The 13,216-nt window shown below is 47.8% G+C and carries 12 protein-coding genes; 10 read left to right on the top strand and 2 right to left on the bottom strand.

The features are described 5' to 3' along the window. Positions 1-51: 51 nt before the first annotated feature. The 10 genes from U868_RS0110455 (at position 52) to U868_RS0110400 (ending at position 11,272) form a co-directional block, all read left to right on the top strand. Positions 52-957 (top strand): AEC family transporter, encoded by a 906-nt coding sequence (locus tag U868_RS0110455; protein ID WP_025153246.1) that lies wholly within the window; start codon positions 52-54, stop codon positions 955-957. 18 nt (positions 958-975) lie between these two features. After that, positions 976-1,437: an NUDIX hydrolase gene (locus U868_RS0110450; protein ID WP_025153245.1), complete on the top strand. Its 462-nt coding sequence runs from the start codon at positions 976-978 to the stop codon at positions 1,435-1,437. 118 nt (positions 1,438-1,555) lie between these two features. After that, positions 1,556-2,803, top strand: coding sequence for an adenosylhomocysteinase (locus U868_RS0110445; protein WP_025153244.1), 1,248 nt, complete (start codon positions 1,556-1,558; stop codon positions 2,801-2,803). Between the two features lie 120 nt (positions 2,804-2,923). After that, on the top strand, positions 2,924-3,580 hold the full coding sequence (locus tag U868_RS0110440; RefSeq protein ID WP_025153243.1) for a Crp/Fnr family transcriptional regulator: 657 nt from the start codon (positions 2,924-2,926) through the stop codon (positions 3,578-3,580). A 69-nt stretch (positions 3,581-3,649) separates the two neighbouring features. Continuing rightward, on the top strand, positions 3,650-4,675 hold the full coding sequence (locus U868_RS0110435; protein WP_025153242.1) for a threonine aldolase family protein: 1,026 nt from the start codon (positions 3,650-3,652) through the stop codon (positions 4,673-4,675). 396 nt (positions 4,676-5,071) lie between these two features. Continuing rightward, complete coding sequence (locus U868_RS0110425; RefSeq protein WP_025153241.1) at positions 5,072-5,995, top strand: aKG-HExxH-type peptide beta-hydroxylase; 924 nt, start codon at positions 5,072-5,074, stop codon at positions 5,993-5,995. Further along, positions 5,995-7,137, top strand: a complete 1,143-nt coding sequence (locus tag U868_RS0110420; RefSeq protein ID WP_025153240.1) for an MFS transporter — start codon at positions 5,995-5,997, stop codon at positions 7,135-7,137. The genes U868_RS0110425 and U868_RS0110420 overlap by 1 nt, the downstream gene beginning before the upstream one ends. 151 nt (positions 7,138-7,288) lie before the next feature. Then, positions 7,289-7,423 (top strand): hypothetical protein, encoded by a 135-nt coding sequence (locus U868_RS26165; RefSeq protein ID WP_275886620.1) that lies wholly within the window; start codon positions 7,289-7,291, stop codon positions 7,421-7,423. A 584-nt stretch (positions 7,424-8,007) separates the two neighbouring features. Continuing rightward, the gene (gene mgtA / locus U868_RS0110405; RefSeq protein WP_025153239.1) at positions 8,008-10,704 is read left to right on the top strand and encodes a magnesium-translocating P-type ATPase; all 2,697 of its coding nucleotides are present in this window, start codon (positions 8,008-8,010) and stop codon (positions 10,702-10,704) included. Positions 10,705-10,786: 82 nt separating this feature from the next. Continuing rightward, positions 10,787-11,272, top strand: coding sequence for a GNAT family N-acetyltransferase (locus U868_RS0110400; RefSeq protein ID WP_025153238.1), 486 nt, complete (start codon positions 10,787-10,789; stop codon positions 11,270-11,272). A 13-nt stretch (positions 11,273-11,285) separates the two neighbouring features. Here the strand turns inward: U868_RS0110400 and U868_RS25960 are convergent, their stop codons facing one another. Together U868_RS25960 and U868_RS0110395 are read right to left on the bottom strand one after the other, a co-directional pair. Next, on the bottom strand, positions 11,286-11,693 hold the full coding sequence (locus tag U868_RS25960; protein WP_240182705.1) for a hypothetical protein: 408 nt from the start codon (positions 11,691-11,693) through the stop codon (positions 11,286-11,288). A gap of 143 nt (positions 11,694-11,836) precedes the next feature. After that, a complete protein-coding gene (locus U868_RS0110395) occupies positions 11,837-12,958 on the bottom strand; it encodes a cupin domain-containing protein (protein ID WP_025153237.1) in 1,122 nt (373 codons plus the stop codon). Between the last annotated feature and the right edge of the window lie 258 nt (positions 12,959-13,216).

The raw sequence follows: 13,216 nt of genomic DNA, 5'->3' as shown, positions 1-13,216 counted from the left end.
CGTTGTTCCTGTTATGATGCAGGAATCCCTTTTCTTGCCGGATTTCCGCTGATGTTCGCAATTCTGATGACATTATGGCCGCTGTTTGCACTGATTCTGCTCGGCTGCATTCTGAAACGGCGGCCGGTTTTCGATGCCGGGTTCTGGAATGGTGCGGAAAAGCTGAACTACTATATCTTATTTCCGGCGCTGCTTATCAACAGCCTCGCCGTTGCTCCGCTGGATAATCCGCAACTGCCGAAACTGGCAATCGCGCTGGTGATTATGCTCGGGCTGGCCACTGCGGCATTTGCGGTGGTAAAGCGCCTGCGCGGAATACCAACGGCAGAATTCGGCGTGCTGCTGCAGGGCGCGATCCGCTTTAATACCTATCTCGGGTTATCCATCGTCAATGATTTTTACGGCCTGTCCGGTGTGGCGGTGGCGGCAGTGATCCTCGCGGTGCTGGTTCCGCTGTGTAATATCATTTCCGTGGTTGCGTTATCTGAATTTCAGCAGTTATCGCTGCGCCGCCTGTTACTGCCCATTCTGACAAACCCGCTGATTATCTCCTGTATTATCGGGATGTTTCTGAATGTCACCGGTACCGGGCTGCCGTATCACACCGGTCAGTTTGCCGGGCTGCTGGCCGGAGCCAGTCTGCCGCTGGGGCTGCTGTGTGTCGGGGCTGCATTGCAGGTGGCGACCATCCGCTATTCCGCACTGAAAATCAGCCTTAATAGCCTTGTCCGCCTGTGTGTTATGCCATTACTGGCGATTGCGGTAGCGACTGTGATGGGGTTAACCCAACTGGAATATCAGCTGTTTGTGATCTTTTTTGCTATTCCGACCGCGCCGACCGCCTATATTTTATCGCGTCAGCTTGGCGGTGACAGCCAGCTGATGGCCGGGATTATCACGTTTCAGACCATGGTGGCGGTACTGACACTGCCGGTGGTTCTGACGATGATCACCTGAATAACCTGAGAAAAAATAATGACATCTGTTATCAAACATTTTACCGCCTCCGGCCTGATCAGTGACAGCCATGGCCGTTTTCTGCTCCATCGCCATCCGAAGCTCGGCATCTGGCTGCCGCCCGGCGGGCATATTGAAGAAAATGAAGAACCGCAGGATGCCGTACTGCGTGAAATTCACGAAGAAACCGGGCTGGAATGCCGGATTATCAGCTGGGATACGCAGGCGCAACAATTTATCACACCACTGCCGGAGGCTGGTGTACTGCCATTGCCGATGGCGATCCTGAAAGAGTTTATCCCGGACAAGAAAACCGGTGATCACTGGCATATTGATATGGTGTACTGGTGCCATCCGCTGGATAAAACGACCGTACCACATCCTGACTTTCAGTGGATGACGCCGGAGGAGATCCTGAAAACGGACAATGTTCCGCAGGATGTCTGCGGCCTGATTGCCATGGTGCAGGCGCGCCACTGAACAAAGCTTTCATCCGGCTGTCTTTTTTTATCTGATTCAGGGCAAATGCCCTGGAGACCCCCGCAACCTCCGGTTACTGTGGCTCATCCCGTGATAAAAGACGTATGCAGGAGTTGCCATGGTTACCAGTATTTATAAAGATCTCTCATCTGCACCACAAGGTGAGCAAAAAATTGCCTGGGTTCGCGCCCACATGCCGCTGCTGCGTGCACTGGAACAGCGTTTCACACAAGAACAGCCGTTTGCCGGAAAACGCATTGCGCTTTCTATTCACCTTGAAGCCAAAACTGCCTATCTGGCACGGGTTCTGGCAGCAGGCGGGGCTGAAGTGTCCGTCACCGGCAGCAACCCGATGTCCACCAAAGACGATATTGTGGCGGCACTGGTGGTCAGCGGCATTCATACATTTGCCATCCGCGGCGCAGATACGGAAGCCTACCGCAACTTTGTTAAACAGACTCTGGCCTGTGAACCGCACATTGTTATCGATGATGGCGGTGACCTGGTGCATGAACTGCACAGTCTGTATCCGGAATATGCCAAACACACGATCGGTGCCTGTGAAGAGACCACCACCGGTGTTTTGCGTGCAGTTGCCCGTGAAAAAAACGGCGCACTGAATTTCCCGGTACTGTCGATCAACGGCGCTCAGTCCAAACACCTGTTTGATAACCGCTACGGCACCGGACAATCCACCTTTGACGGCATTATGCGCACCACCAACCTGGTTATCGCAGGGAAAACCGTGGTTGTTGCCGGTTACGGCTGGTGCGGCAAAGGCTGCGCTATGCGGGCGAAAGGGCTGGGTGCGGAAGTGATTGTCACGGAAGTGGATCCGATAAAGGCCCTGGAAGCGAAAATGGATGGCTTTGCAGTCATGACCATGTCCGCCGCAGCACCGCTGGGTGATATCTTTATCACCGCCACCGGCTGCTGTGACGTGCTGACATCCGGACATTTCAGTCTGATGAAAGAGGGGGCCATCATCAGTAATACCGGGCATTTTGAGGATGAAATCAATCTGACCGACCTTCAGCAGTTAAGTGACAGCGTCACAATCGCCCGTGAGAATATCGAAGGTTATACCCTGAAAAATGGCCGCACACTCTATCTGTTAGGCCGTGGTGCACTGGTTAATATTGCCTGTGCGGACGGGCATCCGGCAGAAATTATGGACATGAGTTTTGCCCTCCAGGCACTCAGCGCCGAGTATCTGCTCAGCCATGATCTGGAAGCGAAAGTCTATGATGTCAGTGATGAAATCGACCGTGAAGTCGCGGCACTGAAATTACAGGATATGGGCGTTTCACTTGATAATCTGACCACCAGACAGCAGCAGTATCTGAACGGCTACGAACTGAAGTAATCTGACTGACGGGCTGCCGGTAATCCGCAGCCCGTCAAAACCGGTGTTTACCGGTTCAAACCTGTTGTTAACCATGCTAACGTTTACCCACTGATTATCCCGTCCTGACAGATACGGCACATGCAAAATACAACCCCGTTTCGTGAACTATGGCTGAAATTCAGCGAAGAAGAGCTGTTACCGGAGGCAGACAGCCTGCTCCGTGATGCACCGGATGTTGTCAGAACCAGTGTGACCACACTGCATATTTATAACGGACAAAATCTGATTTGCCAGGGCGACCCGGCTCAGGCGGTCTATATCATTCTGGACGGCGAGTTTATTGTTAATAAGCAGGCGGAGAATGGTAAACAGGTCGGGCTGACATTCTGCTACCGGGGCGAATTCCTCGGGGAGATGGAAGCGATTTGCCGGCAGGCATACCGTTATGATGTGATCGCGCTGTCAGACTGTCGTGTACTGCGGATGCCGGCGGCAACATTTCTGTCCTGGCTGTCACAGGATCACCGCCTGTCTCTGCTGCTTAACCGCCAGCTGGCAAAACGCTGCCTTATCAACGGTGAACAGCGGCTGATGAATGCGGTTGATTCCATCGAAAACAATCTGCTCTATATGCTGACACAAATCAGCGGCCATCAGATCCATCTTCCCCGGGACATGCTGGCCAGCATTCTCGGTACTTCCCGGCGTCATACCGATAAAGTTCTGCTGCGCCTGAAAACACAGGGAAAAATTACCCTCAGTGAAGGTGTGATCGGGCTGGTAAAACCGGACTGAACTGCGGTTCGTACCATTGTGCGCCGGTAAGTATCAGCATAGTATTACTGCACACTATCGGAGGAGCATATGTACCGTTTTCAGAATGATTATAATGAAGTTGCACATCCGGCTGTTTTAAAAGCCATTACTGACACAGCAGGCCACCGCCACGACGGTTACGGCACGGATACGTTATGCGGTGATGCCGCCGCACTGATTAAACAGCGGATTGGTCAGCCGCAGGCTGATATCCACTTCTTTAACGGCGGTACTATCACCAACCTGACGGCGATTTCCCATTTTCTGCGTCCGCATCAGGCGGTGATCTCCGTCAGCACCGGCCATATTGCCACCCATGAAACCGGGGCAATTGAAGCGACCGGGCACAAAGTCATCACCGTATTTTCCCCGGATGGCAAACTGACACCCGATCATCTTAAACCGGTCATTGCCGAACATAATGATGAGCACTGGGTACAGCCGAAACTGGTCTATATCACCAATTCCACCGAGATCGGTACGGTTTACCGCAAAGCAGAATTGCAGGCACTTCGTCGTTTCTGTGATGAGCACGGGTTATGGCTCTATCTTGACGGCGCCCGCCTGGCATCCGGATTAATGTCCGCACAAAGTGATCTGGCAATTGAAGATATCGCGGTACTGACAGATGCGTTCTATATCGGCGGTACTAAAATCGGTGCGATTGCGGCAGAAGCTCTGGTGATCAATAACCCGGCACTGAAAGATGATTTCCGGTTCAGTATCAAACAGAAGGGGGCGCTTCAGGCAAAAGGCTGGCTGCTGGGTGCGCAGTTCCTGGCGTTATTTACCGGCGATCTCTATTTCTCATTAGGCAAACACCTTAACAGCATGGCAGAACAACTGGCGGCATTCTTTACGGAGCAGGGTTTTACCTTCCTGGCACCACCGGAATCCAACCAGGTCTTTGTTATTCTGCCTTCCGCACTGGCAGAAAAACTGAAAAAGCAGTTTGTTTTCCATGAAACACTGTTGCAGGAACCGGGAAAATCCTGTCTGCGTCTGTGCACCTCGTGGGCAACCACACAGCATGATATCGATGATTTTAAACAGACATTCTTGTCATTGATCTGAATGGCGGGATAATTTCCGTTTTGATAAAACCACGCGGTGAAGACATCGCGTGGTTTTTTTATAATTTCATATTATGGCAATTATTTATTTCCTCATTATTCCTGCTTATTTTCGTGACGCTGATTCAGAAAAATAACACCGGATAAAAAAAGTGTTTTTTAATCGTTATTTTTATTCTAGGGTTTAACAGCAATCTGAGTGCACAGTACATCCATTCATATAACCCGTTATTAATAAGGAAATGAAATAATGAAAAAATTAGATAAAAGCAAACTGCTGAAAATAAAATCACCATTATCAGGATGGTCGTTCAGTAAATAATAAACCCGTTAACTAATTGATAAACCGTGCCTGTCAGTCCGGGCATGGTTTATCTGTCTGCCCGGAAGCCGTTATATGATAAATCTGACTTTTCCTGATTATAAACATCAGCAGGCCTATCAATACTTTTCTGAAGAAATCTATGAATCACTTAATTATTTATTATCTTATTATTGCTTGCCCGAAATAAACTCAGGGGTTCCGTTATCGTGGCAAAATTGTGCCATTCATTATATCGCCGGAAAATATGCGGAAGATGATGAACACGCGGATGCGGTAACTTATCTCAATCAGCTGATGCGAAAAAGAACGCCGTTACCACTGACAATCTCGCCGCTGACATCCGCCGATCATTCTCCTGCAAAACAAATGATTCTTAAAATTATCCGCGACGATAAACAACTTGGTTTCGGCTATTGTGATGATCCGGTACTGGCAGCTGCAGAAACGGAAAAAATCACACAGGCATTATCCGTTATTCGCCGCTGTGCGCCGGAAACCGGCAATGAAATTGACCTGTTTATTCATCAGATATACCTGACCAGGGAAACGACAGACGGCTCCCGTTTTATGCGTTCCGGTACTAACTTCTATATGTGGGGAATGATGTTTGCCTATGTGCATCCATCGCATTCGGTCGCGTATTATATTGATATTCTGGCGCATGAATGCGGCCATACTGCACTGAATATCCTCAATGCCGGTGATCCGCTGGTACTTAACCCGGCGGATGAGGTCTTTGCTGCGCCGCTGCGTGATGATGACCGGCCGATGATCGGTATTTTTCATGCCTTGTTTGTATTATCCCGCATCTGCTATGTATTTTCTGAAATTATCCGTAACAGCAACGATATACCGGATCCGGAATATTATGACCGGCTGAGCAGTAATCTGGAAAAGCTCCGTAATACTGCGGATATTGTCAGGCAGCATGCCATACTGACAGAAACCGGAAGCGATATTTTCACGACCATCTGCCGGCGCTGGAATCTCCGCTGATGCAGATTTACCGGACTGTTTTTGAGCGGAAAAGCAGGGCGCTTAATATCTGCTTTTTCTTTAATGCACTGGGTTCCGGATTACTGATGCCGCTGGCATTACTCTATTTCGCGGGGAAAACGCTCAGTGAAAAAGAAATTCTGTATCTCGGCACGATTAAATTCTGGTCATTTTCACTGGCGTATTTTTTTATTATTCCGCTGATAAGCCGGTTTAACAGCAAAAAAATCCTTGTTTTTTCACTGTTGCTTAAATTGCTGTCACTGTCATTTTTGTTTACCGGACAAACATTTTACCTGTGTACTGTGGTGATGCTGGCAAACGGTCTTGCCACCTCCGTATTTTCAGTGGCAGCAAAATACTATATCAAAGCCACCTCAGAAAATATCAGCGAAAGCTTTTCAGTGCGAATGACACTGAATAATACCGGAGCGGCGGTTGCACCGGTTCTGATTACGCTGTGTGTCTTTTTTTCACTGCCTTTTCCATATGCATTACTCATCCTGATCGGGATTTTCATAGTGGGTATTCTCTTTTCAGCAAAGTTGTATTCCTGTCCCGGGGAAGCGGGAAACCATGTTCATTACCTTCATTTTTCTGACCTTACCGGCAGAGACTCCATTTTGATTGCTGTGGTCAGCGTTATTTTTGCCATGCTGTATTACAGTTTTGAAGTCATTGTGCCGCTGGAGTTGATCCGGGCCGGGGATGACTATCTGATAGGCCCGGTTTTGCTATTTAACACATTGGTGATTATTGTCGGTCAACTTCCTGTATACCGTTACTTCACTGAAAAATGGGGCATTATTACCGCACTGATGGTGGCGACAGGGCTATGTATTCTTCTTTTCGTGCCGTGGTTCTCCGGTATCGCAGAACTTCCCGGTCTGTTATTAATTGTGCTTGGCGTAACACTGCTGGAAATGTTTTACGGGGCGGGCACCGACACACTGATCACATCGGCGGATTCGCCCCGGAAAATCGCAGTGCTCGACGGTATCTCCGGAATTTCACTGGCAATTGGTGCGGCAATGACAGCGGCAATTTACAGTGATTCAGTGGTGTTTTTACCGTTGGTTATTGTACTGTATCTGTTTGTCGCCGGTATACTTGCATTGCGAAAGGGAAGGGGTTACCAGTGAATTCTCAGCGGAACGCCTATTTCTGCACGAAAAGTATTTTCAGAGAAAAAGGGCCGAAACCAATGGTACGGGCTTCTTCTTCCCAATACATCACTGAACTGATGGTTTCATCCGGTACAGCAGAAAAACCCGATCAGCATACTGAACAGGATTGCGCGGTTTTTCAGCCGTTGACCCGGATACGGTTGTCATGATCAGCGGTGCCCGGCACGGGCTGACCTCTGTTGTTCTGAGTATGTTCAGTCCCGGCGATGTGGTTGCAACGGAGACACCATTTTATATCTGATGGATTTATAATTTTACTTTGTGATTTTACCGGAATATACTCCATGTGTTTATTTCTTGCGGAGAACACATCATTGGACAGTCATAGATTATTTATCAAAATATATTGAACCTGCCGGTAATTCTGTTTTCCTCTGACTGCTGGCAGTAATACTGCGGCAGTGCCTCTCTTTATAAATGGTACTTCCTTATTTAATTTCGCTTATCTTTTACGGGATAAGCCCGAAAGGACGGATTTATCATGAATCTCTATATGCTGGCGTTATTCCCTCCTAACTGATTGATTTTCAGTTAATTCAATTTAAATCGCCGTGCTTGTGCTCTGTATTTTGCTGTTCCGTTTACTCAGAGCGGAAAGGCATGGCTTTTTATTAAATAAATTCACAGTACGTATTCATCTATGAATAAGCGTGCGGATTATCTTTTGCTGATAAGGAATATATGGACACACCACCCGGGCCCGGAAATATATCATTTCCCGGACTGTCCGTTATTATGACAGTTATTTAAATTAACTGTTAAATCAGGCAGTCCGGTGAAAAATAAATGACTCAGTTTATCTGAGGAAATAAAAGGAATCGTACCATGACTGTCAACGTTAACCGCACCGTCACACCGGCTGTGCGCGATAATAATACTTTCCCTGCGGCGGTCTATGCCGCAAAAACACCAGATAAAACCCTGGCAGAATTACATTCTGATATGCTGGGGCTGGATGAAACTGATGCCCTTGACCGCCTGATAGAACATCAGGAAAACGTGGTGGCACATGACAAAGCACCGTCCGCGTTTATTCAGTTTATTTCCGCGTTTCATAATCCGTTTATTTATGTGCTGCTGGCACTCGCTGTTATCAGCTTTATGACGGACTACCTGATCCCCCTGCAACAGGGCGAAGAAACGGACCTCACCGGTGTACTGATCATCGGAACGATGGTTTTTCTGAGTGTGGTACTGCGCTTCTGGCAGGAATACCGGACCAACAAAGCGGCAGAAGCCCTGAAGTCGCTGGTAAAAACCACTGCCACTGTACTCCGGCGTAAAAAAGGACGATCTGTCCGGACTGAGCTGCCGGTGAAATGCCTGGTGCCGGGAGATATTGTGGTTTTGAGTGCCGGAGATATGATACCGGCTGACTTGCGGCTGCTTCGTTCCCGCGATCTTTTTATCAGCCAGGCCATTCTGACCGGAGAATCAGTTCCGGTGGAAAAATATGATACTCAGGGTGATATCCATCAGAAAGACGCGGCAACGATAACGGAAAATGGTCAATCACTGACGGAATCGGGCAATATCTGCCTGATGGGCACCAATGTGGCCAGCGGCACGGCACTGGGTGTTGTGGTGGCAACCGGCGACAAAACCTATTTTGGCTCACTGGCGAAATCTATCGTCGGCACACGCTCACAGACGTCATTTGATCGCGGGGTGAATAGTGTCAGTATCCTGCTGATCCGCTTTATGTTAGTGATGGTGCCGGTTGTCCTGCTGATTAACGGGTTTACCAAAGGTGACTGGTTTGATGCCACACTCTTTGCGCTTGCTGTTGCTGTCGGATTAACCCCGGAAATGCTGCCGATGATTGTCAGCTCTAACCTGGCAAAAGGCGCAATTGCAATGTCACGGCGAAAAGTTATCGTTAAGCGTCTGAATGCAATACAAAACTTTGGTGCAATGGATATCCTGTGTACGGATAAAACAGGGACGCTGACACAGGACAATATTATCCTCGAGCATCATCTCGATACGGAGGGTAATACCGATGAAGCCATACTGGGACTGGCGTGGCTGAACAGTTTTCACCAGAGCGGTACACGTAACCTGATGGATCAGGCGATCATCCGTTTCGGGCGCGGCAAAGCCGAAACAGAGTCTCTGCTCAATTATCAGAAAATTGACGAACTGCCGTTTGATTTTGTCCGCAGACGTCTGTCTGTGTCAGTAAGAAAACCGGATGGTACCGCCTTGCTTATCTGTAAAGGTGCGGCGGAAGAGATGCTGGAATGCAGCACACTAATCAGGGTTGGCAATCATATTTCACCAGCGGATGATGAGAAAAAACAGGCCATTATGGCGCTGGTCAATCATTATAATGAGACCGGATTCAGAGTGCTGCTGCTCGCCGAACGGGTTCTGGATAGTAAAGAGCAGGGGCTGCCGCTCTCTGCCGACAGTGAACAGAATATGATTTTATGCGGAATTCTGACCTTCCTGGATCCGCCGAAAGACAGTGCGGCAAAAGCCCTTAAGGCACTGAAACATAACGGAGTAACGGTAAAAGTGCTGACCGGGGACAATGCGGTTGTCACGGCAAAAATCTGTCGTGAAGTCGGGCTGGATGCCTCGATGAGTATCAGTGGTGATCAGTTGGCACATCTCAGTGATGAAGAGCTGAAACAGGTGGCGCAAACACACACTATTTTCTGCAAACTGACGCCGCTGCAAAAATCAGCCCTGGTCCGTGTTTTACAATCCGCCGGTCATACCGTTGGTTTTCTCGGGGACGGAATTAATGATGCACCGGCACTGCGGGATGCAGATGTGGGGATTTCCGTGGACAGCGGAACGGATATCGCCAAAGAATCTGCGGATATTATCCTGCTGGAAAAAGATCTGATGGTTCTGGAGGAGGGCGTCATTAAAGGGCGCGAGACATTCGGTAATATCATTAAATACCTGAATATGACCGCCAGCTCTAACTTTGGTAATGTATTTTCTGTTCTTATTGCCAGTGCCTTTATTCCGTTCCTGCCGATGCTGGCCATTCAGTTACTGATTCAGAATCTGCTTTATGATATGTCTCAGCTGGCGCTGCCATGGGATAAAATGGATAAAGAATTCCTGCGCAAACCCCGTAAATGGGATGCAGGCAATATCCGGCGCTTTATGATTTGGATTGGCCCGACATCATCTGTATTTGATATCACCACTTTTGCATTATTATGGTTTGTTTTCGGGGCAAACAGCCCGGACAGTCAGGTTTTATTCCATTCCGGCTGGTTTGTTGAAGGATTATTATCACAAACACTGGTCGTGCATATGCTGAGAACACAACGGATCCCGTTTATTCAGAGCACAGCGACATTGCCGGTATTATTGGTGACCGGGATTGTTATGGCCATCGGGATCTGGCTGCCGTTTTCACCCATCGGAAGTTATATCGGGCTTGAGCCGTTACCGTGGGAATATTTCCCGTGGCTTGCCGCTACACTGGTCAGTTATTGTGGCCTGGCGCAAATCATGAAGGGCATTTATATCCGCCGTTTCGGAATGTGGCTGTAAGTTAAGATGCTTTGTACCTGTTATTCAGCTGATTTTTTCTGAATAACAGGTACAATCAGAGCATCAGAATAAAAGGAATACTATGCACTTAGAATTTAAACGGCTCACTCAGATAAAACCGGCCGATATCACGGCACTGAATAATCACCCGAAAGTTTTACAGCAAATGCCGCTGGGCAGCCCGGATTTTGATGATGAAAAAAGCCGCTGCTGGGCAAAAGAAAAAGACGCTCAGTGGGACATTAACGGATATGGCCCTTGGGCATTTGTGATCGACGATATATTTGCAGGCTGGGGAGGGCTTCAGAAAGAAGGTGATGACGCTGACCTGGCACTGGTACTTCATCCTGATTTCTGGGGAACGGGAAAAATCATCTGTGATGAAATTATCCGCCACGCATTTGATAAAATGCACTTAACCAGTATCACCATTTTATTACCATTATCCCGGAAAGTTTCCCGGTTTATAACACGTTACGGATTTCAGCCGGATGGATCTGTTAACTATGATGGTGTGGATTTTCGGCGATTCCGGTTGTTTTCAGATCATACAGATGGGCATGATTAAATATCGATAGATTTCATTTGTAATTTATAATCTGATATACAAAGTATCCCGCTGCCAGCGGGATGATAAAAGGAATAATGAGCATCAGATACAATCCGCCAAGCCCCCGGGGGCTACTACCATTAATAACATCCTCAAATGTTGATTCTGAAAAATAATGACGAAGGACATCATCACTGCATTTTTTAGCAAACGGAAATAAAGGTAAGCAAATGCAGGCATAGATTATCCATAAAAAATGAATGGTTACATTGTCATTTGATGAATAAATAAACATGCCAAAAACAAAAAGGCCAAGGCAGGATTTACCCCAAAAATCCCAACTTCTGATAAAAATACGAATAGGGTGTTTTCTTTTTTTATTTGCTATATGGCGCTGTTTTATTTTTTCTTTTGTATAGTTTCTTCCACTCTTACTCATTGAACTATCTCATAAAAAAGGAAATATTTGGGGATGGACATCCGGCCAATTTATCATGGCTGAGCGTAGTGAACGAGAGGTTTTTGAAACGCTGAGATAAAACACCCGTCAGCGGGTGTTTTATCTTGTCAGGCTGATGTGACTTATTCTTCGAAATACCAATATCCCTGATTGATAAATTCGGTTAATTCCGCAACAAAAACCGGGTTCTCCAGTGCTTCACCGAGTTCATTCACGCCGACTTCTGTTAACCGGCACAATGTATCCGCACCTTTCATTTCGGTGGTCATCCAGCCTTCGGTATTAACGAAGAAATGTTCCCCGATACGCAGAACACGCAGTCCGCTCAGTCGTATCAGTTTTTCGCCGGCATTCAGAGCACTCAGTACTTCTTCCGGCTCATACGGCGGTTCCGAAGGTGCAATATCCAGCTCATGGCGCGGGGTAGTTGCAAAACGGCCTAACCACTGTTCGAAATCACCGGGCTTGTTGATCATCTCAATCATCATTTCACGCAGGCGTTCAACCTCATAAGATTCCATTGAGCCTGAGTTTTCACGTACTTTCAGGTCAGGATCGCCATAATTGACGCCTCCCAGATCCTGTTCCAGTGCGTAGTCTGCAAAGCTGCTCAGCAGATCACGTCCGGTCGGTCCGCGAAAGCCGACAGAATAGTTCATGGTATCTTCGAAGGTGAAACCATCGTGAGGGAATCCAGGCGGAATATACAGAATATCGCCCGGCGCCATTTCCACATCAATAATCGGTTCAAACGGATCGACATGCAGTAATGCCGGATGAGCGCAGAACTGACGCATGGGAAGGGCGTCACCCACACGCCAGCGGCGGCGACCCATACCCTGGATGATGAAGACATCATAGTTATCAATATGCGGTCCGACACCACCGCCGGGCACTGAGTAGGAAATCATCAGGTCATCAAGACGCCACTCAGGCAGCACACGGAACGGTTTTACCAATTCTGCAGCCGGCATATGCCAATGGTTGACAGCCTGTACCAGCAGTGACCATCCTTTTTCGCCTAATTGGCTGTAGTCCTCAAACGGACCGTGACTCGCTTCCCATTTGTTATCAATGAAGCTGACCAGGCGGCTGTCAACTTCCGGCTCCATGGCCAGGCCGGCCAGCTCATCCGGCGTGATAGGGTCGGCAAAATCAGGAAATGCATTTTTCAGTACAACAGGTTTTTTCTGCCAGTATTTTTCTAAAAATTCAGGCCAGTTAAGATTCAGTTTGTTAACCATGTGACCACATCTATATGAGAGTAAATAAGCGGTAATTATAGAAGTAATGCGCTGTCATATTTTTGTTTGGGGTCAAATGCAGGTCGATAACTTTACGGGGAGATTTGTGGTCTGTAATGATTCAGTTGCCGGATGGCCGGAGACAAGAAATCGTTATCCACGATAAATGAACCAGCATGATTAACCTGGCGGAATGCCTGATTTCGTTATTTTATACATTTGTTCGCATAATGTATATTATGTTAAATGAAATGCAGG

The organism is Morganella morganii H1r, assembly GCF_000633515.1.
GTDB lineage: Bacteria > Pseudomonadota > Gammaproteobacteria > Enterobacterales > Enterobacteriaceae > Morganella > Morganella morganii_B.
Note: the sequence above shows the minus strand (reverse complement) of the source record. Positions and strands in the feature narration are given on the sequence as shown.